General features: G+C 61.7%; 27 protein-coding genes and 1 pseudogene. 3 read left to right on the forward strand and 25 right to left on the reverse strand.

Annotated features, from left to right (window positions below; all coding sequences use genetic code 11):
• Window positions 1–150: 150 nt before the first annotated feature.
• From MAMT_RS09505 to MAMT_RS09535, 6 genes and pseudogenes are all read right to left on the reverse strand, one after another.
• Window positions 151–2,850 (reverse strand): AAA family ATPase, encoded by a 2,700-nt coding sequence (locus MAMT_RS09505; protein ID WP_142660799.1) that lies wholly within the window; start codon window positions 2,848–2,850, stop codon window positions 151–153.
• Between the two features lie 88 nt (window positions 2,851–2,938).
• Complete coding sequence (locus tag MAMT_RS09510; protein WP_142660800.1) at window positions 2,939–3,379, reverse strand: ATP-binding protein; 441 nt, start codon at window positions 3,377–3,379, stop codon at window positions 2,939–2,941.
• On the reverse strand, window positions 3,313–3,591 hold the full coding sequence (locus MAMT_RS09515) for a type II toxin-antitoxin system RelB/DinJ family antitoxin (protein WP_142660801.1): 279 nt from the start codon (window positions 3,589–3,591) through the stop codon (window positions 3,313–3,315). Before MAMT_RS09515 ends, MAMT_RS09510 begins: the two co-directional genes overlap by 67 nt.
• Window positions 3,592–3,850: 259 nt before the next feature.
• Window positions 3,851–4,383: pseudogene (locus tag MAMT_RS09520) on the reverse strand (DUF29 domain-containing protein).
• Between the two features lie 57 nt (window positions 4,384–4,440).
• A complete protein-coding gene (locus MAMT_RS09530) occupies window positions 4,441–4,695 on the reverse strand; it encodes a type II toxin-antitoxin system RelE/ParE family toxin (RefSeq protein WP_142660803.1) in 255 nt (84 codons plus the stop codon).
• Window positions 4,696–4,701: 6 nt separating this feature from the next.
• On the reverse strand, window positions 4,702–4,971 hold the full coding sequence (locus MAMT_RS09535) for a type II toxin-antitoxin system RelB/DinJ family antitoxin (protein WP_142660804.1): 270 nt from the start codon (window positions 4,969–4,971) through the stop codon (window positions 4,702–4,704).
• 207 nt (window positions 4,972–5,178) lie between these two features.
• Here MAMT_RS09535 and MAMT_RS11795 point away from each other — a divergent pair, with 207 nt between their 5' ends.
• Window positions 5,179–5,301, forward strand: coding sequence for a hypothetical protein (locus tag MAMT_RS11795; protein WP_281289119.1), 123 nt, complete (start codon window positions 5,179–5,181; stop codon window positions 5,299–5,301).
• A 55-nt stretch (window positions 5,302–5,356) separates the two neighbouring features.
• On the opposite strand, the gene MAMT_RS09540 is transcribed toward MAMT_RS11795, so the two are convergent.
• The 18 genes from MAMT_RS09540 to MAMT_RS09625 form a co-directional block, all read right to left on the reverse strand.
• Window positions 5,357–6,367, reverse strand: coding sequence for an alpha/beta hydrolase (locus tag MAMT_RS09540; RefSeq protein ID WP_246186631.1), 1,011 nt, complete (start codon window positions 6,365–6,367; stop codon window positions 5,357–5,359).
• A gap of 81 nt (window positions 6,368–6,448) precedes the next feature.
• Window positions 6,449–6,898 carry an acetyl-CoA carboxylase biotin carboxyl carrier protein gene (accB, locus tag MAMT_RS09545; RefSeq protein ID WP_142660805.1) on the reverse strand — a complete coding sequence of 150 codons (450 nt, stop codon included), beginning with the start codon at window positions 6,896–6,898 and terminating at the stop codon, window positions 6,449–6,451.
• Window positions 6,871–7,797 (reverse strand): DNA polymerase III delta subunit-related protein, encoded by a 927-nt coding sequence (locus MAMT_RS09550; protein WP_142660806.1) that lies wholly within the window; start codon window positions 7,795–7,797, stop codon window positions 6,871–6,873. Before MAMT_RS09550 ends, accB begins: the two co-directional genes overlap by 28 nt.
• The gene (gene tmk, locus MAMT_RS09555; protein ID WP_246186632.1) at window positions 7,781–8,431 is read right to left on the reverse strand and encodes a dTMP kinase; all 651 of its coding nucleotides are present in this window, start codon (window positions 8,429–8,431) and stop codon (window positions 7,781–7,783) included. Before tmk ends, MAMT_RS09550 begins: the two co-directional genes overlap by 17 nt.
• Window positions 8,428–9,825 carry a cysteine--tRNA ligase gene (cysS, locus tag MAMT_RS09560; RefSeq protein ID WP_142660807.1) on the reverse strand — a complete coding sequence of 466 codons (1,398 nt, stop codon included), beginning with the start codon at window positions 9,823–9,825 and terminating at the stop codon, window positions 8,428–8,430. Before cysS ends, tmk begins: the two co-directional genes overlap by 4 nt.
• Window positions 9,822–11,282 (reverse strand): dihydrolipoyl dehydrogenase family protein, encoded by a 1,461-nt coding sequence (locus MAMT_RS09565; RefSeq protein WP_178087063.1) that lies wholly within the window; start codon window positions 11,280–11,282, stop codon window positions 9,822–9,824. The genes cysS and MAMT_RS09565 overlap by 4 nt, the downstream gene beginning before the upstream one ends.
• Window positions 11,283–11,363: 81 nt before the next feature.
• On the reverse strand, window positions 11,364–12,056 hold the full coding sequence (locus MAMT_RS09570) for an HAD family hydrolase (protein ID WP_142660809.1): 693 nt from the start codon (window positions 12,054–12,056) through the stop codon (window positions 11,364–11,366).
• A 27-nt stretch (window positions 12,057–12,083) separates the two neighbouring features.
• A complete protein-coding gene (locus tag MAMT_RS09575; protein WP_142660810.1) occupies window positions 12,084–12,860 on the reverse strand; it encodes an enoyl-ACP reductase FabI in 777 nt (258 codons plus the stop codon).
• Window positions 12,861–12,956: 96 nt separating this feature from the next.
• A complete protein-coding gene (locus MAMT_RS09580) occupies window positions 12,957–13,598 on the reverse strand; it encodes an MBL fold metallo-hydrolase (protein WP_142660811.1) in 642 nt (213 codons plus the stop codon).
• The gene (locus MAMT_RS09585; protein ID WP_246186633.1) at window positions 13,595–15,244 is read right to left on the reverse strand and encodes a glycoside hydrolase family 1 protein; all 1,650 of its coding nucleotides are present in this window, start codon (window positions 15,242–15,244) and stop codon (window positions 13,595–13,597) included. The genes MAMT_RS09580 and MAMT_RS09585 overlap by 4 nt, the downstream gene beginning before the upstream one ends.
• Complete coding sequence (locus MAMT_RS09590) at window positions 15,184–16,386, reverse strand: MGDG synthase family glycosyltransferase (RefSeq protein WP_142660812.1); 1,203 nt, start codon at window positions 16,384–16,386, stop codon at window positions 15,184–15,186. Before MAMT_RS09590 ends, MAMT_RS09585 begins: the two co-directional genes overlap by 61 nt.
• Window positions 16,387–16,401: 15 nt before the next feature.
• A complete protein-coding gene (locus MAMT_RS09595) occupies window positions 16,402–16,929 on the reverse strand; it encodes an LptA/OstA family protein (protein ID WP_142660813.1) in 528 nt (175 codons plus the stop codon).
• Entirely contained in the window at window positions 16,926–17,546 is a 621-nt protein-coding gene (locus MAMT_RS09600; protein ID WP_142660814.1) for a hypothetical protein, read from the reverse strand. Before MAMT_RS09600 ends, MAMT_RS09595 begins: the two co-directional genes overlap by 4 nt.
• Window positions 17,515–18,318, reverse strand: coding sequence for a 3-deoxy-8-phosphooctulonate synthase (kdsA, locus tag MAMT_RS09605; RefSeq protein ID WP_142660815.1), 804 nt, complete (start codon window positions 18,316–18,318; stop codon window positions 17,515–17,517). The genes MAMT_RS09600 and kdsA overlap by 32 nt, the downstream gene beginning before the upstream one ends.
• 2 nt (window positions 18,319–18,320) lie before the next feature.
• The gene (gene pyrG / locus MAMT_RS09610; protein ID WP_142660816.1) at window positions 18,321–19,925 is read right to left on the reverse strand and encodes a CTP synthase; all 1,605 of its coding nucleotides are present in this window, start codon (window positions 19,923–19,925) and stop codon (window positions 18,321–18,323) included.
• A complete protein-coding gene (gene kdsB, locus MAMT_RS09615; RefSeq protein ID WP_142660817.1) occupies window positions 19,922–20,644 on the reverse strand; it encodes a 3-deoxy-manno-octulosonate cytidylyltransferase in 723 nt (240 codons plus the stop codon). The genes pyrG and kdsB overlap by 4 nt, the downstream gene beginning before the upstream one ends.
• A 6-nt stretch (window positions 20,645–20,650) precedes the next feature.
• Window positions 20,651–21,205, reverse strand: a complete 555-nt coding sequence (locus MAMT_RS09620) for a D-glycero-alpha-D-manno-heptose-1,7-bisphosphate 7-phosphatase (RefSeq protein ID WP_246186634.1) — start codon at window positions 21,203–21,205, stop codon at window positions 20,651–20,653.
• 2 nt (window positions 21,206–21,207) lie between these two features.
• The gene (locus MAMT_RS09625) at window positions 21,208–22,203 is read right to left on the reverse strand and encodes a bifunctional heptose 7-phosphate kinase/heptose 1-phosphate adenyltransferase (RefSeq protein ID WP_142660819.1); all 996 of its coding nucleotides are present in this window, start codon (window positions 22,201–22,203) and stop codon (window positions 21,208–21,210) included.
• A gap of 189 nt (window positions 22,204–22,392) precedes the next feature.
• Between MAMT_RS09625 and MAMT_RS09630 the strand changes: the two genes are divergently transcribed.
• Window positions 22,393–23,211 carry a prephenate dehydratase gene (locus tag MAMT_RS09630; RefSeq protein ID WP_246186635.1) on the forward strand — a complete coding sequence of 273 codons (819 nt, stop codon included), beginning with the start codon at window positions 22,393–22,395 and terminating at the stop codon, window positions 23,209–23,211.
• On the opposite strand, the gene MAMT_RS09635 is transcribed toward MAMT_RS09630, so the two are convergent.
• A complete protein-coding gene (locus MAMT_RS09635; protein ID WP_246186636.1) occupies window positions 23,135–23,965 on the reverse strand; it encodes a L,D-transpeptidase in 831 nt (276 codons plus the stop codon). The two genes, MAMT_RS09630 and MAMT_RS09635, sit on opposite strands and share 77 nt — an antisense overlap.
• A 267-nt stretch (window positions 23,966–24,232) precedes the next feature.
• Between MAMT_RS09635 and MAMT_RS09640 the strand changes: the two genes are divergently transcribed.
• Window positions 24,233–25,420 (forward strand): cation:proton antiporter, encoded by a 1,188-nt coding sequence (locus tag MAMT_RS09640; protein ID WP_142660820.1) that lies wholly within the window; start codon window positions 24,233–24,235, stop codon window positions 25,418–25,420.
• Window positions 25,421–25,532 lie beyond the last annotated feature (112 nt).

Genomic DNA, 25,532 nt, shown 5'->3' on the forward strand with positions numbered 1-25,532 from the left:
GGACGGCCGAGACGCCGCATCCTGCTCGCGGGATCTGAAGGCGGCTCGGGAAGCGTCGCATTCGCGGTGCGCGGGCCTGGTCCGGCATCAGCCGGACGTGCCCTCGCTACGATTGTACAGTTGAAACGTAAGAAAGCGGAAGGCCGCCGGTCAAAGAAGGACCGGCTCCACGCCAGCTTCGTATTTGCCGACTGTGTTTTCGAGATCTGTCTTGCGCTTCTTCGCAAAAGCGGCGAATTTCCGCAGATCCTCAAGGTCGCGGTCGATGTCCTCGGACGCAGGAAGTTCGGGCGGCAGCTCTTCGGCAAGATCGTGACCGGAGTAATGCGAGGTTCGTTTCATGCCCTCGAAGATAACAGGATAATCGTTTTTGGTATCAAAACAGGCGGCCTTGAGGCGTTGTGTCATGATCTCGCACCGGAATCTCTGGATCGTCTTATTGAACAATATCTCTTCAACGATTCTTTCCCACGTTGTCCGCATTTGCGTGTACAGCCTTGTGACATCGCCGCGAAACTTCTCGTCGCTACGATCATAGCCCGCGTCCTTGAGCGCGCGCACCGCCTGATCGATCTCGGTCAATCGCTCCGTGACTGGCTTCACATGCCAGGGCTTTCGGGCATTGTCGATAATCCCGAAACGATCGTCGCCAAGGCTTGTCATCCATTCTTTGTGACAAGCGACACCGGCCCTGCGGGCTGCACTGCTCAGCATGTCATGGAAAAGAATGTTGTGGGTGAATACGATGACCTGACGACCGCTGGCGGCTTCTTGCGCAAGGCGGCCTGCGACAGACTCCATGCGCGAGTAGTCGAGCGATGACACGGGATCGTCCATAATGATTCCGTGATCGCGCCCAACTTCGTTGAGTTCGGCAAGAAAGCAGGCAAGCGCAAGACCACGCTGTTCGCCTTCGCTGAGCACGTCACTATTGTTGGCGATACGCTGCTGCGTGGACAGGGCAATCTCGATAATACTGCTGCCAAGGTCGCCGCGATCAGCAAGGCGAAGGGGAATGTGTGTGAGATGAAGCGCAGAGAGTTCGCATTCGAGCGCCTGCTTTAACGTCGGCGTTAGAATTTCCCGGCGACGTCTGGTGATCTGCTGCGTGATGGCCGTGATGCGGCAATCACGGCGACAGGCAGCGACCTTGTGCCGTTCTTCGAGACGGTTCCGCCGCTCGACAATCACTTCTATCTCTTCGCCAAGCTTCTTTTTGTCCGTGAGGTCCGCCAGTCGCGCCGCGCGCTGCTGGGCCGCAGCGTCATCGCGTTTCGCATTATTCAGGTTGTCCGCCTCTGTATTCAGCGCCGCGATTTCATCATCAATGAGCTGCGCGGGAGAATCGGGAAGCGCTTCGAGGTGATCCAGGTTGTCGTACTCCTGCGCGGTCAGGGTCGCCTTGACGACGCGCAGGCGGGCGGCTGCCTTCTCGAAGAAGGCCGCGAGCGTTTCGGCATATTCCTTTTTCTGCGGAGAGAGGGCGGCGTAACCGGCGAGAAGAGTTGTGACGTTGGCCCTGGTCTTCGTCGTCAACGCCAGCATCGCGGTAACGGCTGCATCAAACATCTGCGTGGCTGTCGTGGCCTCTTCGGCGGCCTTGTCGGTCAGATAGGCATCGAACGCGGCGAGGCGCACCGCAGCGGGTTCATCGAGTTCCTGCTGACAAAGAACGCACCGCTCTGCGGTGGCGATCTGAGGGGGATTACGGTCAGGGAACGCACTCGCGGCAAATTCGCGTGCGTATTTGAGCATATGCCGCCAGACTTCCGATCCCACGCCTGGAATTGGTTCGTCCTTGAATAGATCATGGGCCGATGCTTCCGCTGCTGCGCTCTTGGCTACAGCGTCCTGCCGCTTTTGCGACAGTGTCACGATCGCCGCATCCGCAAGCTTTTCCCGAATTGTGGCGATATCGACCTTGAGGGTTTCAAGAGCCTGGCGCGCTTCGATGCGCAGGCGCGCGAGCGTCTGCGGATCGTTCTTGGATTCTTCAGTGAGGCGGTCAAGCTCGGTTTGAGTTTCGGCGGACCAGTTGGCGAGATCGCGGAGCGCCTGCTCGGAGGGAAGGTCATTGAGTGATGTGGCCGTCGTCAGTTTCGACACGAGCCGAGAGGCCGCAGTACCCTGAGTGTAGCCGGCCGGCAGAGGGACATTCACCGTGGCATTGAATGCGTCTTCACGCGCGTTATAGCCGGTGTCCAGCATCTGCAATGCAACGCCGAGCTTGTTGAGCAGATCGAGTTCGTAGGGGAGAAATTTGATCTTTCGTTGCTTGTCCACATAGACGCGCGCGGTATCAGTATCGAAAACCGATATGCGGGCCAGTTCGGATGGCGGCGGATCGCTGCCCTTCCAAATGATCTCGGTTTTCGGTTGGGCATCATCGCCGACGCGGAAGCCAAGACCAATTTCCGCAGTTGGTGCCTTGTCCCTGCTGTAGATGTTGCCGCGAAGAGGGGCGCTGGTGAGTGAGCGGCAGAGCTGCTTGATAATGCGGCAATATCCGCTTTTGCCGGAAGCGTTCGGCCCGTAGACCAACGTGACGCCGTTCACCGCAAAACGCATTGGGGGTTGGTCAGATTCGAGCCGGTCAATATTCTTCACCGGGCCGAGCGAAGCGAGGACGGTTTTTGGCTCGTCGCTAGCGGCCTCGGAAAGATGTTCGGCGGCGAGCGGGGCAACCTCGGTCGGGTTTTCAGCGGGTAAGCCCTGCGCAATCTCAATCTGGGAGCGCAGGTCCGCAAAATCGTCTTCAGTCAGTTCGCCATGCTGGGCAAGTCGCCGCAAGGCGTCCTGCTGCCATAGCGGGCGTCCCTCAGCCCAATCGAGAAGTGCTTCATGTGCCATCACTGCTCCCGCGCACGTAGCGGTCTGTTATGTCATTGCATCAAGAATCCAATTGCGACTGGTCCTGCCGCGAATGCATTGCTACCGATCATGCCGATATCTGTTCTTCGCTGGTGTCAGTCTCCAAAGGCAATTGCCGCCCGCCGAGTCCCGGGAAAAGCCGCTCGCGGCAGGTCAAGACGATGACCTGCACGTTGCGCGCCGCCATGTTGAGAATGACAAACATACGGCTCATCCGCCGGTCGTCGGGAAAGACCAGTGCATCGTCAAGAACAACCGTTGCTGGGTGCCCCCGCTCCACCAGCATTTCGGCAAAGGCGATCTGTTCCTGCGTGCCCATGCTGAGGTGGTGGAACGCTTCCTCGTGACCGGCTTCCTTGACGACGCCGGTGATGCGGAGGTTTTCATTGATCGCGATATCGACACCGGGAAACAGGAGTTGCAAATAGCGACGGACGCGGTTTAGCACCAGCGACAGATAGCGCTCACCGGCGTCATGTTCCGCGTCGCGGAGCGTGGATAACAACAAGGTGAGAACTGCGGCTTCGCGCTCAAAACGGCCGCATTCTTCGTCGCGTTCGGGATTAGAGGCTCGAAAGGCAGCGCCTTGTCCTGGGCCACCTTCTTGAGCAGCATCCGGACCGCATCGGACACGGGAAGGCCCATCGCGGCCAATACTGCGAAAGCTTCCTCTTTGGTCGCGCTATCAATACGCGCCTGCACGAGTTGATTGGCAGACATGGTTTTTCCGTTATGCTTTAATTGTATGACAACGTAATGCAGGCAGCCCGGAAAGGCAAGCCTCTCCGGGCCAAGAACATCACCAATTAGGGTGTTGTCGATTTTTGAGGCAACAGGCTGCCAGGAAGATAATATTCGCCGAAAGCGTGGCCTTCCAGGGGTTGGTCGTCGAACAGACGGCTGAAAAAACCTACACTCGAACTCAGTGTTGGAGCGAACCGGTTCCCCAGGCCTCATGGCCCGGGCTTCATTTAGCACGTCACATCCGGAAGCCGGGACGTTCCATCCGCTGCATCCGCTCTTCGAGCTGCTCCCGCGTGAAGTTAAGCCCCTGCTTCAAGAGTTCGTGGATGTCCCACGGGCAACTCTGCGGAAGATCCTCCTCAACTAGACGCTGCTTCAGTTTCTTCTGCTCCCACATCTCCTCGGACTTATCGATGACGCGGCTGCGCGCGCCTTCGTACGTTTCCGCGATGATCTCGTCCCACTTGTGTCTTAGACTTGGGTTTTTCTTTAACAAACGAGGGATCTGCCGCCGATCCTCCTTGACGGTGCGTTCCCATCCCTGCCCATCCCTCTCCGGATCTCTCTTCAGGAAGGCGATATAGAGAAGATGCTCCATCACGAGTTCGAGCCGACTCTCCAAATGGCTCCGCTGGCTGCTTCCCAAGTCCTCGACCTCATCAACGAGGCTTTTATATCCAGCTTCTCGAACCGCCCCTCGCGCAGAAGCCGGGCTGTCTCCTGCGTCCCGGCGTAGAAATCCCGTTCGTACAGCTCCTTCGCCGTCATGGAGTCACGGTCACGCCGCACAAAAGCGGCCGCAATCAAAAAAGGCCGGGCATCCAGTCATAAGCGCAGTTGCGAATGGGAGCCGAGCCGCAGCAGTTCCAGCGTTTCCGCGTCCGGCTTGACGTGGCAGTCACGGCACCCGTGCCAATTGCCGCTTAGGGCATGCTCCCGATGGAGCGGCTCTAACGGCTCATCGTTCGCCAGCGCCACCAGAACCGGCCGCAGCATTGCCGCAAGCGTTTTGCCGTGCTTCCCCTTGGCCTCGCGTGCCACGTCACGTTCGAACGGCCCGGATTCTAGGATTTGCCGCATGCGGGCTTACCGCTTCCGGCCTTCCCTGCGCGCCTCTTCTATGTCGGCCATGATGCCCTCAATCGTCGTCGGCGTAAGCTTGCCAGCCTGCGCTTCCTCAATAGCGCGCACTGTTTCCGGGCTGGGCTGGAACAGGTCGAGCGGCAAGGTCCGGTCCGTGGCAATCCGCGTCATGAACATGCGCACCACATCGGACACGGTTAGACCCGTGGACTTGATGACCGCGCTTGCAACGTCCTGAATCTCGTCAGGCACCCGAGCTTGAATCTTCGCCATTGCTAAGACCTCCTTTTGTTGTCTGTACTATAGTGTACTACAGACCATCCGGCTTTGTCAATTTTGGCGCCGATCCGGACGGCCCAGCGGCCGAGAAGAACGTGACCTTCTCGGACGAAAGGGTTGTCTCTCTACGCAAACCGTCTCCTGCGTCCAGGCGTAAAAGTCCCGTTCGTAGAGCTCCTTCGCCGTCATGGAGTCACGATCATGGAGCGCCAGAAGAGCCGCGAGCGGAAAACCGCCTGCCGCCGTCTCTCCATTCTGAGCCGTATTCTCCGGGGAGGATCGGGAGCGACCGCGCCGGGCGCGATGTTTTCGGATGGAATGTAGCGGTATTGGGCGGCAGTCAGAGCGGCTGCTCGCTCTTATCGGCCCGAGCGTTGCGTCAAGGCTTCTGCCCGGGATAGGTCGCTGCAAAGTCGAGGAAATCCCCCACCACCCGGCAGAAGTCGGGGGCGAACGTCCGCTCCTCGTGGGACGAGTGGGGGATCACCCACCACCTTTTCGGCTCGGGGGCGGCATCGTAGATCTTATGCACGACGCCCACCGGCATCCGCCGGTCTTCCTCGGCCGCGATGACGAGGATCGGCACATGAATGTTTTGCGCCGCTTCCACGCAGTCGACCTTGCTCGGATCGAGCGAGTAGAGGCGCTCGAGCTCCCAGGAGACGAGATCGACGAAGGGAAAGGCGGGGAGGCCGAAGAAGAGCCGGGCATGGACGGCCATCGAGTTGCGCAGGTTGTCGAAGGGGGCGTCCGCGACTACCCCGCCGGCGCGTGGATCTTCGGAAACGAAGCGCAAGGCGGTTACGGCGCCGAGGGAAGTGCCCCAGACCAAGGGGGAGGAGTAGCCCTTGCTCCCCAGCTCGTCCGTCCACGCCTTGAGATCGAGGGGCTCTTTCCAACCGAGGGTGGTCAGGGTCTTCTCGCTCTTCCCGTGGCCCCGGAGGTCGATCGCCAGCACGGGGAAGCCGAGTCGGTGGCCTAATACGATGTAGTTGATCTGGAATTCCTTGCTGGCCCCGAGGCCATGAACCACGATGAGGGGGGGCTTGCGGGGGGCCCCTTCGGCGGGAATGAACCAGGCGGCGAGCTTGACGCCGTCTTCGCTGGTCGTCGTCCAGTCCTCGTAGGGGATGCCGGCCAGAGCCGGGGTGATGCTCAAGTAGCTGTGGGGCGGGACGGTGACCGCGACCCGGGCGAGGGAGTCGATATACCATTTAAGCCCGGCGAGAAGGGAAGCGAGCAGCCCGATCAAGGCTACTCCCGCCAGGAGCATCTTTCTCTTGGCGAAGAAGGAGTTCGGCGGACCGGAGGGATCGGTCTTGCCCGCGGAAGGGGAATCGATCGGCTCCCTCATTCTCTCCCGTTCGCGGGAGGCGTCGCCTTCGAGCATGGAAAGAGAGTCGTCGACGAGGAAAAGAAACGCAAGGGGTCGATTCGGAAGCGAACGGATCGTTCTCCGGAAGAACCGGAATCAGGGTAGAGGGCGGACCCGGAAGAGGGGCCGGTCGAAATCGACGGCTTTGCCGTTCTCGGCCAGGACTTCGGTGATGACCCCGCGCATCTCGGCCTTGATCTCGTTCATCACCTTCATGGCTTCGATGATGCAGACGACCGTGTTTTCGTGCACCTCTTGGCCGACGTCGACGTAGGGGGCCGAATCGGGCGAGGGGGACCGGTAAAAGACCCCGACCATGGGGGAGCGGATTTCCCGGGAGACCTCGACCGAGGCAGCGGACAACTCCCTGGGTTTTTCCGGCGCGACGATCGAAGTCGGGGAGGCATAGATCATGTGCGGATGGGAGGCGACCGGCGGAGGCTCTTTCCGGAGCCGCAAGCGAAAGCCCTCCCGCTCCACCTCGATCTCCGAGAGGTTTCCTTTGGCCATCAACTCGATCAGTTCGGCAATTTCTTTGGTTTCCATGAAGACTCTTTCGCGTCGGACCCGTTCATCTTCGTCGACTCCTCGATCTCGAGGCAAGCTCGGGCATAGGCAAGCGACGGATCGAGACCCCCCCGAAGGTCTCGCAACAGCTCCTCGAGGAGGCGGATTTCCCGTCCGGGGACTCCTCCCGGCCCCGGGCCGGCTTCGCGCAGGCGCTGCTCTCTCGCATACGCTTCCTCGAGCCGGGACAAAAGCCGTTCGCGCCGGAGATCGACCGCCGACTCGACGAGGGCGGCTCGGATCTCCTCGGGCTCGCCCTGGTCGGCATCGCCGAGTTCGCTTTCGATCTCTTTGCGGATCTCCAGCAACGCGGTTTCCAGAATGGCCGCTCGCCGGAAGGCCCGCAGCAGGGGAGTTTGGCTAGCGGCGAACCAGTCGGCGAGAAACTTGGCTTCCCGCGGATCCGCCTGCTCCCGCGCCGCTCGATCGGCTTGAACGGTGAGCGGGATGCAGCGGGAAGAGATCGTAGGGAGAAGCATCTGGGGCTGGGTGCTGGTGAGCAAGATCACCACATCTTGTGGCGGCTCTTCCAGCGTTTTCAAGAAGGAGTTCGCCGCTTCTCCCCCTCCGAGACACATGCGCTCGGCATCGCAGACCAGCGCAACCCGAAAGCGGCTGCGATAGGGCTTGAGGGAGAGCATTTCCATGAGCTCCCGCATTCGTTCGATGGGAATCCGGCGCAGCCGCGACTCGGCCCTGGCAAGGTGGAAGTCCGGTTGGATCTCGGGACGGGGCCCGAGCAAAAGTTCGGCGATCCGCATCGCCAGCGCTTCGAGTTGGGAAGAGCTTGTCCCCAAGAGAAGGTAGGCGTGAGCGAGGCGATCGGACGCCAAGGCCTGCTGCAGGCGCAAGAGAATCGTCTCAGAGTCCAAAGACATGGCTCACGGCCTCCCAAATGCCCTCGGCGACCTCGTCCTCCGGCCGGCCGCCGTCGATCAGCCGGATCCGATCGGGCTCGAGGCGAGCCAAATCGTGATAGCTGCTGCGGACCCGCTCGAAGAACTCCGGCGGCTCCTGCTCGATCCGATCTCCCTGCGCGCTCTCCCGCTTGCGCCGGGCGAGGCGCGCCGCCGCCTCCGACAAGGGAAGGTCGAGGATAAAAGTCATCCCGGGAGAGAGGCCCGCGCAGGCCAGCTCATTGAGGGAGCGAAGAAGAACGGGAGAAAAGCCGCGGCCGCCCCCCTGGTAGGCGAGGGTGGAGTCGCTGAAGCGATCGGAAAGGACCCAGCAATCTCTGGCGAGGGCGGGACGGATCGTCTCGCGGACGAGCTGCGCCCGGCTGGCCAAAAAGAGGAAAAGCTCGGATTCCGGGGAGAGGGCGGGTTCGGGGGCCGACTCCTTGAGGAGCCGGCGCAGCCGTTCTCCCAGGGGAGTGCCTCCCGGCTCCCGGATCGTGAGAACCGGCTCTCCCAAGGAAAGCAGCCGGGTTTCGAGCCTCCGGATCTGGGTCGATTTGCCGGCACCCTCCGATCCCTCGAAGGTGATGAACCGAAGGGGCTTCGCTTGCATCATCGCCTCCGAAGCTCTTGCCCCTTGGGCGTGTCCCGAACGGTCCAGCCCTCTTGCTCGATCGCCTCGCGCAGGGAGTCGCTCTCTTTCCAGTCCTTCCGGCTTCTGGCGTCTGCGCGTCGGCCGGCCAGTTCCTGGACGAGGGAGGAGGGGGTGTCGAGCGGCTCCCCCAGCCCGAGCACCGAGTCGACGGCTTGCCAGATCGCCGGCAGGTTCGGCAGGGGCGCACCCAGATCCAGCGCGCGATTGGTCGCGCGGAGGAAGTCGAAGAAGTGGCCGAGCGCGTCGGGGAGGTTGAGATCCTCGGCCAGGGCGCCGCAGAAAGAGCTCAAGAGCGTTTCTCCTTCGGGCGTCGCGGCGGCGAATCTTTCGGCGGGGAGCGGCCGCCAGCGGGCCAGCCAGTCGTCGATTCGGTCGACGGCGGCTTTGGCGGCGGCGAGCGCATCCCACGTGAAGTTCAAAGTCTGGCGATAGTGGGCGGCCGTGAGCAGCAGGAAACGAAGATGCCGTCCGGTGTATCCCTTGGCCAGGACGTCGGCGACCGAATAGACGTTGCCGAGGGACTTCGACATTTTTTCCCCGTCGACGAGCACGTGGCTGCAGTGGAGCCAGACGTGAGCAAACGCTTTCCCCGTGGCGCACCGGCTCTGGGCGATCTCGTTTTCATGGTGAGGAAAGACCAGATCGCTGCCTCCGCAGTGGATGTCGAACTCTTCCCCGAGATAGTGCATGCTCATGGCGGAGCACTCGATATGCCAGCCGGGCCTTCCCCTTCCCCAGGGGGAGTCCCATCCGACCTCCCCATCCTCCGGCTTCCAGGCCTTCCAGAGTGCGAAATCGCCGACGCTCTCCTTGACGTACTCATCCTGCGCGATGCGCGCCCCCGGCTGGAGTCCCCGGCGGTCGAGATGGGCGAGCCTCCCGTAATCCGGGAAGGAGTCGATCCGGAAGTAGACCGAGCGGTCCTCTCCCACGTAGGCGTGCCCGTTTTGCAGCAGCTTTTCGATCAGGGCGATCATCAGCCCGATATGGTCGGTCGCCTTCGGCCGCCGATCCGGCAGCAGGATATGGAGGGTCTTCATGTCCTGCTCGAAGAGGTCGATATATCGGCTCGTGAACTCGCGCAGAGGCAGGGATGCCGCCTGCGCCGCGGCGATCGTCTTATCGTCCACGTCGGTATAGTTCATGACCTGCTCGGGCTCGAATCCGAAGAGAGCGAGCACCCGACGGAGCAGGTCGACAAAGAGAAAGGTTCGAAAGTTTCCGATGTGGGCGCGTCCGTAGACCGTCGGTCCGCAGGCGTAAATCCGAACCTTGGGAGGGGCGATCGGCCGAAACTCTTCGAGGGTTCGTGAAAAGGTGTTGAAGAGATGAAGAGGGCTGCGGCAGTGCGTCATGGGGTGGAGGGCCGCGGGTGCGGCGATGGCGGGAGAATCTGCGGGGAAGCGGCGACCCGCCGGGCGATCTCTTCGGCCGGATAGGTCAGGATTTCGGAAAGGGTCGGATGGTAGTGGGGCAGCCGGTACAGGTCTTCCGCGGTGGCATGGACGGAGAGCAGAGCGACGAGCTCGTGGATCAGCTCCGAGGCCTCCGGTCCCGCGATGCCGGCACCGAGCAGCTCGCCCCTCTGAGGCTCCGCGAGCAGCTTGACGAAGCCTCGCGTGGCTCCCTTGAGGAGCGCCTTTCCGTGATCGGCAAAGGGATAGCGCGCCACCAAGACGGGCCGGCCGGACTGGTGCGCCGCTGCCTCGGTCAGTCCGAGGCGGGCCACTTCGGGCTCGGTGAAGACGATCTCCATCGTGAGCCGGTAGTCCATCTGCCGAAACGGCGCGCCTCTTCCCAGGGCCAGGCGCGCGGCGTTTTCCCCGGCCACCTCGCCTTGGAGCACGGCGATATGAACGACCTCTTCGATTCCAGCGAAGTCGCCCGCGGCAAAGAGGTGCGGCACGCTTGTCCTCATCTGGAGGTCGACCACGGGAGCTTTCTCGCGGCACTCGATCCCGGCGGCGGGGAGGTGCAGGCCTTCCCGGGCGGGAGTTCGTCCCGTCGCCAGGAAGATCTCCTCTGCGACCAGCTCGTGGACCGCTCCGTGCTGGACGAGACGGAGCCGCTTTTCCTTCCCGCTCCTGCCTGCGGAAACCAGCGAAGCGTTCGTGAACAGCTCGATGCCCTCATCCCGAAACGCTTCTTCTAAGACGAGCGCAAGATCGGAATCAAACCGTTTCAGGATCCGAGGTCCCCGCTGGACGAGGCGGACGCCGACGCCGAGCCGTCCGAAGAACTGTGCGTACTCGACGGCGACGGGGCCGCCCCCGAGGACGATCAGGCTCTGGGGAAGCTCCGTTTGCCGGAGCACGGTATTGCTGTCCCAAAATCCGATCTCCGCAAGTTCCGGCAGCGGGGGATGGCTGATCCGGGATCCCGCGGCGATCACGAAGGTTTTGGCGCGCAGGATGCTTTTTTGACCATCGGGATAGGCGAGCGCGACTTGGTGTGGATCGAGAAACGAGGCGTGAGCGCGAATGAGCTGAAATCCGCCCTGGGTTAGCTCCTTTTGCCGATCGGCGGCAAACTCCGAGACGAGGCGGTGCGTCCGGGCCATGATCGCGGGAAAGTCAGCCCGGACCGGCTGCGTCTGCAGGCCGAATTGGTCCGCCTCTCGAATCGTGTGCCACCTCCGGCTGGCTTCCAGCAGGGCCTTGGTCGGCATGCAGCCGGCGAGGATGCAGAGACCGCCCAGCCGCTCAGCGCCCTCCACCAGAGCCGTGCGGGCGCCCATGGCCGCCGCCGTCCTTGCGGCGGCGAATCCGGCGCTGCCGCCGCCGATCACGGCTACATCAAAGAGGGGCTCCATGTCTGTCCACCGTTGTTTTCCCTGTCCGGCCATCTTGTCCGGGTGACCATTCCCTTGCTCGGGTCCCAAACCAGGGTGCGGCTACGAGCGGCCCTCGACGAGAGCAAGAAGCGGCTCGAACTGCTCCAGATCCGGCAAAAGCATCGTGGGACGGCAGCCGGCGAGTTCGGCCAGGGAATAGCCTCCCGTGGCCACGGCGATGGAATAGGCGCCGATCGCCTGGGCGCAAAGCACATCGTGCGGGGTGTCGCCGATCAGGAAGACCTGCCGGGCCGAGAGCTCCTCTCCCCACCGCTCTCGCAGAAGCTGCATCGCGGATCGGGCGAGTTCATTCCGGCACTCCCAGCGGTCGCCGAAGGCGCCGAACGAGAAGAAGCGCTCCAACCCGAAGTGCGCCAGCTTGATCCGGGCGCCGCGCTCGAAATTCCCCGTGAGAAGCCCCTGGCGCCATCCGGCTCTCTCTTGGATCGCCGAAAGCAGCCGCTCCACTCCGGGGTAGACGCGGCCCGAAGAGCGTGAGATCTCTTCCTGCAGATACTGCAGGTAACGGTTGCGAAACCGAGTGAGGTTTTCCTCGGACCAGGGGATCTGGAACCGGGTGAAGATCTGCCGGACGATCAAGGAATCGGTTCGCCCCCGGTAATCGAGCTCCGCAAGCGAAAGTTCCTGTCCATGGAGTTCGCGTGCGGTACGCACAATGGCCGTCACCCCCGCCCCTCCGCTCTCCAGGAGGGTCCCGTCGATATCCCAAAGAATGATCCGGAGCGTCGTCATCTTCCGTGCAAAACTGGAGCCGACGGGCTACGCGCCCAGGATGGAATAGCCGCAATCCAGGTAGATCGTCTGCCCGGTGATCGCGCCCGCGCCCTCGCTGGCGAGGAAGAGGGCCGTGGCGCCCACTTCCGCAAGGTCGACGGGCTTCCGCAAGGGGGCGGTCTCCTGATGGTGTTTGAGCATCTGGGTGAAGCCCGAGATGCCACGGGCGGCAAGCGTATTGACCGGTCCCGGGCTCAGGGCGTTGACCCGGATCCCCTGAGGGCCCAGCTCGTAGGCCAGATACCGGACCGAGGCCTCCAAGGCCGCCTTGGCGGTTCCCATGATGTGATATTGAGGAGTCACCTTTTCGGCCCCGTAATAGCTGAGGGTGAGGAGGAGCCCCCCTCGAGACATCCGCCGCTTCACGTGCCCGGCGATCGCCAGAAAGGAATAGACGCTGATGTCGAAGGTCACCCGGAAGTCGTCGCGCTTGACCTCGGAAAGCTCGTGCTCGAGCGCGTCCTTGGGCGAAAAGGCGACGCTATGGAGGACGAGATCGATGGTCGGCGCTACACGGGCGACTTCGGAAAAAAACGATTCGAGTTGCGCATCCTCGGCGAGGTCGCAGCAGAAGACCTTCCCGGGCTTCGGGAGGGATTCCGCGAGCTCTTCGACATTCTTGCGCAGCCGTTCTCCCTGGCAGCCGAGGATCAGCGACGCACCCTCGGCGCTCCATGCCTGGGCGATCGACCAGGCGAGGCTCCGCTTGTTGGCGACGCCAAAAACGAGGGCGGTTTTGCCTTCCAGAATTCCCTGGTTCATTGCCTTTCAAAGAAGCCCGCGCCTTCTCAAAAGTCACGATCTTTTCTCGGGAAAGGAGAATCGATGGACCCCGGTGTTCGGGAGCGGGAGGAGCTCCTACGGGCCTTCCTCCCGGAGGAAGGGGTTGGTCTCGCGCTCGACGCCGATGGTCGTCGGCCGGCCGTGACCGGGGTAGACCGTGGTTTGCGGGGGCAGGGGAAGCAGGTAGCGACGAATGCCCTCCAGGAGATCTTGGCGGGAGCCTCCGGGGATGTCCCAGCGGCCGACGCCGCCTGCGAAGAGGATGTCGCCGCCAAAGAGGCGGGCGCAGCGAGGCTCGTAGTAGGCGACGCTGCCGGGGCAGTGGCCTGGAATGTGGTAGAGGATGAATTCATGGCCGCTGCAGCCCCAGCGGACGAGGCCGTGAGGGGGCAGGGGGAGCGGGGTCAACTGCTCGAGCGGCGCGCACTTCCCGGGAATGCCGTAGTTCTGATAGCCGATGGGATGACGCAGGATGGGAAGGTCGGCCGGATGGCCGTAGGCCACGGCTCGGTGTTCGGAAACGAGCTGTGCCGCATCCCAGATATGGTCGAAATGGCCGTGGGTGAGAAGGAGGGTTTCGACGCGCATCTTCTTCTCCCGCAGGAAGGCGGCGATTCCTTGCGGCGCATCGACGCAGACCCATCCCTCCTCGCCAGGGAAGAGGTAGGCGTTGGTCTGGAGAGGGCCGCCAACGAAGGTCTGAAGCTCCTGGTTCATGCGGGCTTTGCTTTGGTCATTCGCGCTCGAGCGCGCGCCACCTCTTCGGCGTAGGTTTGCGCGGGGTTTTCTCCCTCGAGTCCGCTTTCCTCTCTTTCCCAAGAGTCCGGTTTGCCCATCGAGTAGAGGCCGAAGCGGGGAGCATAGCTGCCCCACTCGTAGTTGTCGACGAGGGACCAGTAGAGATAACCGAAGAGAGGCGCTCCCTCTTCCCAGAGTTGGGTCACCATCCGGACGTGCGTGCGGATGTAATCGGTCCGACGGACGGCGTCTTCCCGGTCTTCCAAGCTGCCGGAGGAATTCCCCCGATAGGCGATCCCATTTTCCGCAATCAAGAGGGGCAGTCCAAAACGGCGGAGCTGTCCGATGATGAAGGCGAGTCCTTCGGGAAGCATATGCCAGTCCCACCATTTGCTCGTAAAGCCTTCCACGAGCCACTCATGAAAGGCCTTATTGCGGCGCGGGAGCTCATCGCGCCAATGGGGCCAGCGAAAGGCATGCTCGACGAAAGGGTCGTAGTAATCAAAGGCCACGTAGTCCAAGGGAGGAGTCGGGGAGGAGTAGATGACTTCCACCAGCCGGTCCCAGGTGTCTCCGAGAGAAGAGGCGTAGGCCAGGAAGTGCTGCACGGTCTTGATGGCACTGCCGAGCACTTTCGGGAGGAAGGAGACCGTAGGAAACCGGGCGCGCTGGAAATCCCGATCGCACCGGCGGGCGTTTTCCCAGAGATGAGAAAAGATCTTCTGCTTGGGAATCCCCCGGAAGGGGCAGTAGAGAAGATCGAGCCAAGCCTGGTCGAGCCAATAGAGATTGTTGGCGTAGTTGTTGAATCCGACAAGCGGTCGCACGCGCGTGGTTTCATAGGCTTCATGGATGACCTGGTAGGCGCGGACATGGCCTTCCAAGAGGTGCATGAGGGCTTTGGCAGCGGAGGGTACTCCCCGCCGCGGACCTGTGGGAAAATAGCCGTAAAGGTAGTGGCAGGCCGCGAGCATGTTGGGTTCGTTGGTCGTGAGGTAGACGCGGGGTGGCTGCACCCGATGCTTCTGGGAGAGAAGCTCGAGAAGGGATTGAACGGTGTAACGAACGTAGGTGACGAAATGGTCGATCGTCTCCGTGTGCAACCAAGCGTCGAGTCCCAGCCAAGCCGGATGGGTGAAATGGTGAAGGGTGACGATCGGTTCGAGTCCCAGAAGTCGGCAGTGGGCCAGGATCGCGGCGTAGCGCTCGACCGCCGTGGAATCGAAGGGAGGGGGGGGAGCGCCCGACTCGGCATCCGGAAGGGTACGGATCGGCTGGATCCGGCTCCAAGACAGCTCCAGGCGAAAGGCGTTGAGTCCGAGCCGTGCCGCCCGCTCCAGGTCGGCTTCGGCGAGCTCCCAGAAGTTGCTTGCCCGGCCCGAGGGCTCGACCAGTCGTTCGCGCTCGGCCCACGCCCAGTTGTTGAGGGGTTCTCCGGCCCCATTGATCCCTCCTTCGTGCTGGTAGCCGGAGGTGGCGACTCCCCAGAGGAAATGGGGAAGACGCGCCTCGGCGGGCGGGAGAGCGGGCTGAGGAGGGATCCCCGGCAGGCCGAGACTCTTCGCTAGAGCTTGACCGCCTTGGCTACCTGCGCGATCTGCTGCTTTTGTTTGCGATTGATCCAAACGGGTTCGGGCTCCTGGGCTTCGTCATCCAATAGGCGGCGGACGATAATCTGGGCCGCATTCGGCCGGGCGGTTTCCCGCGCCGCCCGCTGCATGTCCTGCAAGCGGGCAGGATCGGAAAGGAGGGAGTCGACCTTAAAGGCGAGTGTGGTGAATTCGTGGCATTTGACGGCCGCCCTCTGCTCCAGGAGGTAATCGCTATTCAGCTCTTCCTGACCTGGGATGGGAGCGACGATGATCATCGGCAGGCCTCTGGCCATGGCTTCGGACGCGGTGAGCCCTCCGGGTTTCCCAATGAAGAGGTCTGCGGCCGCCATCCACCGGTGCATCTCGTGGGTAAAGCCGAGCACTTTGAGGGGGAAGGAGTTCGTCCACTCGGCCCTCGTTTGTAGGAGCTGCTCTTGTAGAAGCGGATTCTTGCCGCAGATGACGACGATCTGGACGGGTCTGCTCACGCTCCGAAGGGATTCGACGACGACTTCCGCCGGGCCCACCCCGAGCGCGCCGGCGGAGACCAGAAGAAGGGGAAGGTTGGGATCGCATCCCAGGGCTCGCCGAGCCTCGAAGCGATCCAGGGGCAGCGAAAACACGGGATCAATGGGGATCCCGCTGACCGTGATGCGCTCTTCGGGAAGCCCGAGGCGACTCAAGTGGACCCGTGTCTCTTGGGTAGCGACGAAATAACGATGGAAGAGTCGGCAGAGCCACATGGCGTGGAAGTGAAAGTCAGTCACGACAATCGAAAGACGCGTGCGCAATCCCGCTTGGGAGATCAGGTGGGAGATTAATTCCGCGGGTAGGAAATGGGTGCAGACGGTGACATCGGGAGAAAAGCTTTCGATGAATTCGACAAGGGGTCCCGTATTGAGCCGGTCCAACATCAAGCGCATGCGATCGGTCTTCCACGGCTCGTCGGTCATCTTGTACCACCAGCCGAGGAAGGTGGGCGCCTTCTCCACGAGCTGAGTGTAGAGGCTCGAATAAAAGTCGCGAAAGATCTTGTTGGTGAACTTGAGGACGTCGACGGTCAGGACCTCGTCGGTTTCCGGCTGATGGCGGAAGACCTTGTCCAAAGCCTCGGCGGCTCTTACGTGGCCGGTGCCGGCGCTCGTGGAAAGGATGAGAATTCTTCGGCGAAACATGGCGTGGGCTCTCTTCTATCTTTGTTGCGGAGGTTGCGGCGACGGCTGCCCCGCATTCTGTCCTTGGTAGAGGACGACCTTGCTGTGACCGTCGACCTGCATCTGATCGGTATCCCGAAAGAGGGTGATGACGGTTCCGGTGACATGATTCTTCTCGTCGATCACCTCGGGATTTCCGGTCATGATGAGCTTATTTTCGGCGACGATATACTCCATCTGGCTCGATTTTCCCGTCCGGGTGGTCTGCTCGAGAATGGCGTCACCGCGGGCGATCAGTCGCTTCACCTGGTTGCCCGTCTCGTCGAAGAAGACAGTCATTTCGTTGGACCTCACCCGCATGTTGCTGGTGACCAGGATCACGTTTCCGTTAAAGAAACCTTGGTGGATGTTCATGTCCAATCGGAACGTGTTGGAGGTGACGACCGTGGCGTCCGGATGGCCTTGCAACTCCGAGGGCTTTCCCTCGGGAAACTGTCCCCGAAGCTCGCTGGTCGACAAGCTAACCAGGATCAGGCAGCCAAAGAACGAAAGAAAGGGTTTCATTGCGAGGATCCTAGCGGTTTTAAGGAGGGAGAAGCGCCTTGTCGCAAGACGGGAGCGCTCTTTTCGGCGCTCTGCTGGCTCGAAGGCTTTGCCAGCGGGAGATGATAAAGGACGACGCGGACGTTCTGCCGGAAAACGCCCCGGTGTTCGCGGACCTCCCAATCCATGATCTGGCTCGTGAGCCGCAGATCGGGCCGCTCGACGACCGCTCCGGATTGCGTGCTGAGGCGATCCTCGAGTTTCCAGAGGTCGCAGCGCGGGGAGAGGATGGTGGTGCTGATCTTGCCTTGGTCATAGAGCTCGATTTTCATGTCGAGGATTTCCGTTCGGTTGACACTGATCGCATGAGCTTCCCGACCCGTGATCATTCCATCGAGTGCCCCCTGGGTATTCCTTTGAGGAAGGCGAAACTCCTTAACCACCGAGCCGAGCGGGATCGAGGCGGAATCCGCCCGGGCTGTCGCGGGAGCAGAGGCGACCATCCAAGAGCAGAGGGCGACCGCGAAGAGAAGAAGCAGTTTGTCCCTCTTTGCGTCTGCTGTCCGCTTGCCGGCGGCCGGGAAGGCCCCGCAAGGGGAGAGGACTCTATGCGGACTTGCCGTCTTTAGCCGCTGCATGGATCTCCAGAAGCTTTTCGAGAAGAGAAGAGACTTGAGCTAGGGGGATCATGGTCGCTCCGTCGGAGGGGGATTCCTCAGGCGAGGGATGGGTTTCCAGGAAGAGCCCGTCGATTCCCACGGCCACGGCCGCCCGCGCCAACGGAAAGGCCAGATCCCGATCTCCGCCGGAGGCGGAGCCCAGGGCGCTGGGCCGTTGGACCGAGTGCGTGGCATCAAAGATGACGCGGTATCCTCGTCTCCTCATCTGTACCAAGTTCCGCATGTCGACGACAAGGTCATGATAGCCGAAAGAGGTGCCTCGCTCGGTAAAGAAAAAGCTTTGACAGCCACCGGAACGGAGCTTTTCCGCGATGCGATCCATGTCCGAAGCCGCGAGGAACTGCCCTTTTTTGACGTTGATCGGTCTTCCGGTCGCGGCGGCGGCCAAAAGAAGATCGGTCTGCCGCGAGAGAAAGGCTGGGATCTGTAGAAGATCGGCGACCTCCGCTACGGGTACCGCTTGGCTGCTTTCGTGGACGTCGGTGGTGACGGGAACTCCCAGTCTCTCCCGAATCCGTCCCAAGATTTCCAGGCCTCCTTCTAATCCCGGCCCGCGGTAGGAGCCGATGGAAGAGCGGTTGGCCTTGTCGAACGAAGCCTTGAAGCAGAAGGAAAGCCCGAGGCGCGAAGCGACTTCTTGAAGGCGCGAGGCGATCCGGATGGCCAACTCTTCGGATTCCAGCACGCAGGGCCCCGCGATCAGAAAAAAGGATGAACTCTCCTGAAACATGGCTAGCCGGCGGAAACCCGTAGTGCTTCCCGCAGGAAGCCGGCAAAGAGGGGATGGGGAGCGTTGGGACGCGAGTGAAACTCAGGGTGGAACTGACAACCCACGAACCAGGGATGATCGGCCAATTCCAGGAGCTCGACAAGCTTGGTGTCCTCGGAGGTTCCCCCCACCAGGAAGCCGGCCCGCTCGAAGGCTTCCCGGTAGGCGTTGTTGAACTCGTAGCGGTGGCGGTGGCGTTCTCGAGCGGAAAGGGCCTGATAGGCCGTTTGAGACTTGGTACCCGGAACGAGATGGCAAAGGGAAGCGCCCAACCGCATCGAAGCTCCTTTTTGGACCGTCTGCCGTTGCTCTTCGAGCAGGCAGATCACCGGGTCGGAGGTTGTCGGGCAGAACTCCGTGCTGTGAGCCTCGGGCATGTCGAGGACATGCCGAGCGAACTCGACCACCGCGATTTGCATCCCCAGACAGAGACCAAGATAGGGGATCTTCCGCTCCCGCGCAAAACGGGCGGCCATAATCTTTCCCTGTACGCCCCGATGGCCGAAGCCTCCCGGGACGACAATGCCTTGTGCCTGGCCGAGCAGCTCTTCCGCCCCCCTCTTCTCCACCTCTTCCGCATCGACGGGAATGAGCTCGATCCCGGCCTGCACGGAGGCCCCGGCATGCACTAGGGCCTCGGAAACGCTCTTGTAGGCGTCCTGATGCTCGATGTATTTGCCGACCATGGCGATGCGGACTCGGTACTTCGGAGCGAGGATCTGATGGAGGAACTTTTGCCAGTCTCGAAGATCCGCCGGAGGCAGCGAGAGACGCAGGGAGCGGGCGACCAGCTCGTCGAGCCGTTCCCTCTGGAGTAGGAGCGGCAGCTCGTAGATCGAATGCTCCAAGTCGACCTCTTCTACGACGGCCTCCAGGGGTACGCTGCAGTAGAGGGAGAGCTTCTGTCGAATATCCGGCGTCAGCGGCCATTCCGAGCGGCAGACAAGGATATTGGGCTGGATGCCGATCTCCCGGAGCTTCGCCACGCTCTGCTGGGTCGGCTTGCTTTTGAGTTCTCCGGCCGCGCGGAGATAGGGAACGAGGGTGACATGGAGAAAGAGGGCGTTTCCGGGTCCGACTTCCAGGGCGAGCTGACGGACGGCTTCCAGGAAGGGCAGTCCTTCGATGTCTCCCGTGGTTCCGCCGATTTCGGTGATGAGCAGGTCGTAGTCGCCGGCGGTGGCGGCGGCTCGAATCCGCTCCTTGATTTCATCGGTGACGTGGGGAATGACCTGGACGGTCTTTCCGAGGTAGTCGCCGCGCCTCTCTTTGTGGATGACCGATTCGTAGATCTGGCCCGTGGTCGCGTTGTTCTTCCGCGTGAGCTGAACCGAGGTGAATCGCTCATAGTGGCCCAGGTCTAGATCGGTTTCGGCCCCATCCTCCAGCACGTAGACCTCCCCATGCTGATACGGGTTCATGGTGCCCGGATCGACGTTGAGGTAGGGGTCGAGTTTCTGGAGGGCGATCTTGAGTCCCCGGTGCTCGAGAACCGTGCCCAAGGCGGCGGCGGTCAATCCCTTTCCGAGGGAGCTAACGACTCCACCGGTGACAAACACATATTTCATCTTTGCTTCAAAATCTGCTCGATGCGTGCGGCGTCTTCGGGAACGTCGACCCCTGCGCAGCGCATGGCGGTTGGTACGGTCATCATCGGCAGGCCATTTTCCAAGGCGCGCAACTGCTCCAGACTTTCCGCCTGCTCCAGCTCACCGGGAGCGAAACGGACGAAACGCCGAAGAGCTTCCGCCCGGAACGCGTAAATTCCCACATGAGCCCATCGGGGCACGTCCCGACCAACGTCGCGGACAAAAGGGAGAGACGCTCGGGAGAAGTAAAGCGCGTAACCGCGCCGGTCGCAAACCACTTTTGTGACATTCGGATTGGTGGCCTCCTCTGGTGCAAGCGTTCGGCGAAAGGTCGCGATCGGATCCGAGCCGATCCCGGCGATCAGTCGATCGATTTCCGCAGGCTCAATGGTTGGTTCGTCTCCCTGGAGGTTCACATAAAGGTCGGCGGGGATCCGCGCAGCGACCTCGGCCATTCGATCGGTTCCCGATGGGTGGTCCGACCGGGTAAGCTCCGCCCGAGCTCCGAAGAGACGGACGGCCTCGAAGATTCGCCGGTCATCGGTGGCCACCACCACTTCGCGCACTCTCCGGCAGCGCGTCGCCGCCTCCCAAACCCACTGGATCAGGGGCCTTCCGGCGATCATGACCAGCGGCTTTCCGGGGAAGCGGGTCGATGCCCAACGAGCGGGAATGACCAGAACTGCCTTTTCCGCCATCGGTCCTTATGAATCCTCTCCTACGGACCGCAAGATCCAGTCCGTCGCCTTCTGCAGGTTGGGCGCGACATGGTCGGCTAGGCTCCGGGCCCACTGCCGCGCCCGAAGGCCTTCTTTCTCCGATTCTCTTGCGGTAAGAAGGATGGTCCGGCAGCCTGCATTGCGCCCGCAGAGAACATCGGCGATCCGATCCCCGACGAAAAACGACCGGCTCAGCTCGAGAGCAAACTCGCGCGAGGCGCGCCAGAGCAAGAGGGGAGAGGGCTTCCGGTCCCATGACGGATCGTCGCCGGGGGCCGCAAAGGAGAGATAGATCTTAGAGAAGAACGGAGCCCGGAGCCGGCTCAGGATCGCCCGGTTCACCGCATCGACGTCTTCCCGGCGGATCCATCCCCGTCCGACCCCCGATTGGTTGCTGACCAGGAAGAGGAGAAAGCCGGCGGCTTTCAGCCGGGTCAGGCAGTCCTGCGCCCCCTCGACGAGGACCACCTTCTCTGGATCGTCCAGGTAGGGAACATTTTCAATCAGGGTGTCATCCCGATCGAAGAAAACAGCCCTCACTCTCATGAACCGGCAGTGAGGTGAGCCCGGAGTTCCTCCGGGGAGACCGTTGCGGTCCCGAGCTTCCCAACCACGATTCCCGCCCCGAGGTTGGCCAGCTTCGCGGCTTCCCAAGCTTCCGATCCCGCTGCCAGGGCGAGCGAGAAGAGACAGAGGGAGGTGTCTCCGGCTCCCGAAACATCGAAGACTTCGCGCGCCGCGGTCGGAATTCGACGGCTCCGGCTCATTTCGTCGAGCAGAAGCATCCCCTCTTCGCCCAAGGTTACTAGAAGATGGAGGCAGCCCCAGCGTTCTTGCAAAAGGCGGGCCGCTTTCTCGATCGAGGGGAGGCTCTCCTCGGGATCTTCCAGACCACTGAGAGCGAGGGCTTCCGAGCGATTGGGCTTGAGGACGCTGACTCCCTTCCAGGATAGCCGATTGAGGGTGTGCGGATCGGCCGCGGTGAGTCTCCCGGCTCGGGTCGCCTCTTCCAGGACCAGATCGACGATCTCCTGATCGAGGAGTCCCTTGGCGTAGTCTTCGAGGAGAATCAGGTCGCAGGCAGGAATGGTCTGTCGCAGGAAAGCGAGCAGCTCTCCCCGGGCAGAAGGAGGCAGGGGATCCCGCGTCTCGCGATCGACCCGGACGATCTGCTGCTGCCTTCCGAAGACCCGGGTCTTGAGGGTCGTTGCTCTTCCGGGAAGTCGCAAAATCCCGCTGATATCGCAGCCCGTCCCTTTTAGCCCGTGGATCAACTCCTCCCCCGGGGAATCGTCGCCGACCGCCCCGCACAGGGTGACCAGCGGAGTAAACTCTAAAAGATTCCGGGCGACATTCGCGGCACCTCCCGGAAAACGGGAGGAGCGCTGCACTTCTACCACGGGGACGGGCGCTTCCGGAGAGAGCCTGCGGACTCGTCCCCAGAGGAATTCGTCGAGCATGAGGTCTCCGATGACCAGAGTGCGGAGGCTGCGAAAACGAGTCAGGAGCAGATCTAGTCGGTCGGAAGCGAGAAGCACGCACGCAAGGGGTAACCCAACCGTCTTTCTCTGTCAAATGGCATCTCCTTTTTCGTGCGGAGACCGGCGCAGCCCGAACAAGGGATCGATTGCCTCTCCTTGGCACCTCGAGAAAGAGGCTTGCGCGACCGGGAATTCTCTCAAAGGATAAAGGATGAGATCTTTTCGGCGGAAAAGGAGACTCCTACGTTGCACACGATCGCGTATCTCGGACCGGAGCACACCTTCTCGCACCTAGTCGCCAGAAGGAGATTTCCCCAAAACCGGCTCATCCCCTGCGTGTCGATCGCCGAGGTCATCGCCTTCACGGAGTCCGAAGAAGATCGCCTGGGTCTGGTTCCGATCGAAAATTCCTCGGGCGGAATGATCCTGGAGACAGTCGATCTTCTTTTAGAGGAAGAGCAGCCGCTCTTCATTCAGGAAGAGCTCGCGCTCCGGGTCCATTTGGCGCTGATCGGGCATGGCGGGGAACCACCCCAGATCGTCTTTTCGCATTGGGCGCCCCTTGGTCACTGCCGGCGGTGGATCGAAAAGCGGTTTCCCAAGGTGGAGCTGCGGGTTGCCGCCAGCACATCCGAGGCTGCCTGGTTGGCCGCAAAGACTCCGCGCGCCGCCGCGCTGGCTACCCGTGAGGCGGCTGCGGCAACCGGGCTTTCCATCCTCCATTACCCGGTGGAGGAAGGGATCGTCAATCTCACTCAGTTCGTCCTTTTGGGGAGAAAAAAGCCCTCTCCCGGCGGCAGGGAGACGAGCCTCGTGTTTTCTCTGCCGCAGGAGCCGGGGAGCCTCTGCTCCTTCCTGGAAGTGTTTCGCACCGAGCAAATCAACCTGAAGCGGATCGTCTCCCGACCCGTGCCGGGGCAGCCGAACACCTACGTCTTCTTCGTCAGCCTCGAAGGGAGCGACGAGGAGGGACCGATGGAGCGGGCGCTCAGGAAGGTCGAGCAGCGGGCCCTGCGGTGCCGTTCCCTTGGCTCTTACCTGGTTCAGGCTCCTTACGAGTCGTAGGCTTCGGCTCCCCCGCTCTCAGAGTTTGCGGCGGCTGGGCCGTTTGTGATTTCCGCGCTTCTTCCCATGGAGTGGTAAAGCTTTCGTCCGAGAGGAGAAAAGAGAAGGGCGGATCGGGAACTTTCTCATCCTCGGGGTGCGCTACCGCTTTCCCGAGGGATTGATCCTCAGGCTGGGTCTGACGGATCGAGATCGGGGTTCCCCGGTCGATCAATGCGAAGAAGCGCTCCGCATCTCTCCCCGTCAAATGGAGGCAACCGTGGGTTCTCGGTGTCGACCAGAGGTACCCCTCATGAAAGCCGTACCCGGGCGAGAAACCAACCCAGAATGGCATCGGATAACCGACGAATTTCCAGCCGCGAGCCCGGCTGGGGGGTCCGCCGGCCTTGGTCCCTTCTACCGTTTGACCGTCCTTCACCCAGAAGCCGTAATGGCGGGACCGCCGCCGCGTGGCCTTTCCCGTCACGTGGAAGACCCCTGTGGGCGTGAGATGGCCTGGCCTGCCCGAGCAGGTGGGCATCACCAGGAGAGGCCGATTGCCTTCCATCACGTAGACGACCCGGCCCTCGAGGGAAACTTTGATGATTCGCTGGGAAGGGGCGGAGGGATGCACCCTGTGATGGGCGCCAGACGTCCAGGATGCCTCTCTTTTTCCTCTAGCCCAAGCGGAGGAGCCGGTGAAGAAGTGCGCGAGAGTCGACAGGAGGAGGGCGATCGCGATCGCGGGCGGTGGAGGCCGAAAAGTGCGCATCATCGTGGCGATACCAGTTCTTCTACCGGATTCGACCTCTTCCGAAAAGGCGGAAACGGCTCTCGGCTCTTGCTCCGCCCGTCCTCTCCCGCAGAGGCGATCCCTGAGCCAGCAGTGGGCATATTTACGTCCTGTTGACCGAAATACACGAGTAATTAACTGGGTATTTACGATCTCTTTACGTAGGATGAGCGTCCTAACTCACGCGGAACTGTCCGACGCTCTCCACGATTCGGACGCCCGTTGGAAGGTCGGCCACGGGATCGTGCCATGCCACTAGAGAATCCATGGGTCTTCCTCACGATTTGGATGGGCGCGGCGTTTCTGGCCGCCGTGATTGCGCTCCAGCTTCGGATCTCCGTGGCTCTGGTGGAGGTTCTGGTCGGTATTTTGATGAGCCACCTGCTGGGGCTGGCGGACCCGCCCGAATGGATGACCTTCCTGGCCAGGCTCGGCAGCGTCACGCTGGCGTTCCTTGCGGGGACTGAGATTGATCCGGCTTCCTTCCGGCACCACGCCTTCCCGAGCCTCGTCATCGGCATTCTCTCCTTTCTTCTTCCCTTCGGCCTGGTCTATCTCATAGCGCACTTGCTTTTGGGTTGGAGTACGGCAGGGTCGCTCGTCGCCGGGATCGCGCTGGCCACGACCTCGGTTGCGATCGTTTACACCGCCATCCTCGAAAAGGGGATGGAAGCCACCCTCTTCGGCCAGCTTCTTCTGACGAGCTGCTTCGTGACCGATTTCCTCTCGGTCCTCTTTCTAGGCGTCTTCTTTACGCACTGGTCCACGACCTCGGCGCTTTTGCTGTTCGTGGCTCTCGTGCTGCTCCTGGCGCTGCCGCTGTCGCTGAGGCCTCTTCTCCGGTGGCTGGGTCGCAGCCCGGTCAGCGAACCGGAAGTCAAGTTCCTCTTCTTTGTCCTCGCTCTCCTGGGCGCGCTTGCTTCGGTCGCGCAGACCGAGCCGGTCCTGCCGGCCTATGTGGCCGGCGTGCTCGTCGCCAAGTCCTTTGCGACCGATCGCCAACTCGTCCGCCGCATGCGCTCGCTCGCTTACGGCTTGCTCACTCCCTTCTTCTTCATCAAGGCGGGCTTTCATATTTCCCTGCAGATTCTGCTTTTCGGCTTCCTTCCCATCCTCCTGTTCTTCGCCGTCAAGTTCCTGAGCAAGATGTTGGCCGTCTGGCCAGCTTTTCGCGTGCTGCGGCTCTCCCGGCGGGAGGCGCTTTTCGGCTCCCTGCTGACGAGCGGAGGGCTCACCTTCGGACTCATTGCGGCCCACTTCGGAGTAACCAAAGGGCTCTTGCAGAGAGAGCAGTATTCGCAAGTGACGATCGCCATTCTCCTAAGCACGCTCGTTCCGGTGATTGGAGCAAGCCGTCTCTTTCCCCCGGCTCCCGTCAAAGCGAAAGAAAAGGAGCCGAAGCTTACCGAACCTGGGGAGTTCGAAGAGGAGGGGTAATCTCCAAACTGCGGGCGTCCAGAGACTTTTTGCTCGCGGCTTTGGAGGAGCAGTGCTTATCTTTTCCCCCGTGATTCTCGCCTGCTTGTCGCACAATCGTTCTCCTGCGGCT

This window comes from Methylacidimicrobium tartarophylax (assembly GCF_902143375.2).
Classification (GTDB): Bacteria; Verrucomicrobiota; Verrucomicrobiia; order Methylacidiphilales; family Methylacidiphilaceae; genus Methylacidimicrobium; species Methylacidimicrobium tartarophylax.

What these genes read in the sequence shown, in the direction of transcription:
- MAMT_RS09505 (WP_142660799.1), bottom strand. Translation starts at nt 2,850, where the DNA reads ATGGCACATGAAGCACTTCTCGATTGGGCTGAGGGACGCCCGCTATGG.
- MAMT_RS09515 (WP_142660801.1), bottom strand. Translation starts at nt 3,591, where the DNA reads ATGTCTGCCAATCAACTCGTGCAGGCGCGTATTGATAGCGCGACCAAA.
- MAMT_RS09530 (WP_142660803.1), bottom strand. Translation starts at nt 4,695, where the DNA reads ATGCGGCAAATCCTAGAATCCGGGCCGTTCGAACGTGACGTGGCACGC.
- MAMT_RS09535 (WP_142660804.1), bottom strand. Translation starts at nt 4,971, where the DNA reads ATGGCGAAGATTCAAGCTCGGGTGCCTGACGAGATTCAGGACGTTGCA.
- MAMT_RS11795 (WP_281289119.1), top strand. Translation starts at nt 5,179, where the DNA reads ATGGAGCGCCAGAAGAGCCGCGAGCGGAAAACCGCCTGCCGCCGTCTC.
- MAMT_RS09540 (WP_246186631.1), bottom strand. Translation starts at nt 6,367, where the DNA reads ATGCTCGAAGGCGACGCCTCCCGCGAACGGGAGAGAATGAGGGAGCCG.
- accB (WP_142660805.1), bottom strand. Translation starts at nt 6,898, where the DNA reads ATGGAAACCAAAGAAATTGCCGAACTGATCGAGTTGATGGCCAAAGGA.
- MAMT_RS09550 (WP_142660806.1), bottom strand. Translation starts at nt 7,797, where the DNA reads ATGTCTTTGGACTCTGAGACGATTCTCTTGCGCCTGCAGCAGGCCTTG.
- tmk (WP_246186632.1), bottom strand. Translation starts at nt 8,431, where the DNA reads ATGATGCAAGCGAAGCCCCTTCGGTTCATCACCTTCGAGGGATCGGAG.
- cysS (WP_142660807.1), bottom strand. Translation starts at nt 9,825, where the DNA reads ATGACGCACTGCCGCAGCCCTCTTCATCTCTTCAACACCTTTTCACGA.
- MAMT_RS09565 (WP_178087063.1), bottom strand. Translation starts at nt 11,282, where the DNA reads ATGGAGCCCCTCTTTGATGTAGCCGTGATCGGCGGCGGCAGCGCCGGA.
- MAMT_RS09570 (WP_142660809.1), bottom strand. Translation starts at nt 12,056, where the DNA reads ATGACGACGCTCCGGATCATTCTTTGGGATATCGACGGGACCCTCCTG.
- MAMT_RS09575 (WP_142660810.1), bottom strand. Translation starts at nt 12,860, where the DNA reads ATGAACCAGGGAATTCTGGAAGGCAAAACCGCCCTCGTTTTTGGCGTC.
- MAMT_RS09580 (WP_142660811.1), bottom strand. Translation starts at nt 13,598, where the DNA reads ATGAACCAGGAGCTTCAGACCTTCGTTGGCGGCCCTCTCCAGACCAAC.
- MAMT_RS09590 (WP_142660812.1), bottom strand. Translation starts at nt 16,386, where the DNA reads ATGTTTCGCCGAAGAATTCTCATCCTTTCCACGAGCGCCGGCACCGGC.
- MAMT_RS09595 (WP_142660813.1), bottom strand. Translation starts at nt 16,929, where the DNA reads ATGAAACCCTTTCTTTCGTTCTTTGGCTGCCTGATCCTGGTTAGCTTG.
- MAMT_RS09600 (WP_142660814.1), bottom strand. Translation starts at nt 17,546, where the DNA reads ATGCAGCGGCTAAAGACGGCAAGTCCGCATAGAGTCCTCTCCCCTTGC.
- kdsA (WP_142660815.1), bottom strand. Translation starts at nt 18,318, where the DNA reads ATGTTTCAGGAGAGTTCATCCTTTTTTCTGATCGCGGGGCCCTGCGTG.
- pyrG (WP_142660816.1), bottom strand. Translation starts at nt 19,925, where the DNA reads ATGAAATATGTGTTTGTCACCGGTGGAGTCGTTAGCTCCCTCGGAAAG.
- kdsB (WP_142660817.1), bottom strand. Translation starts at nt 20,644, where the DNA reads ATGGCGGAAAAGGCAGTTCTGGTCATTCCCGCTCGTTGGGCATCGACC.
- MAMT_RS09635 (WP_246186636.1), bottom strand. Translation starts at nt 23,965, where the DNA reads ATGATGCGCACTTTTCGGCCTCCACCGCCCGCGATCGCGATCGCCCTC.
- MAMT_RS09640 (WP_142660820.1), top strand. Translation starts at nt 24,233, where the DNA reads ATGCCACTAGAGAATCCATGGGTCTTCCTCACGATTTGGATGGGCGCG.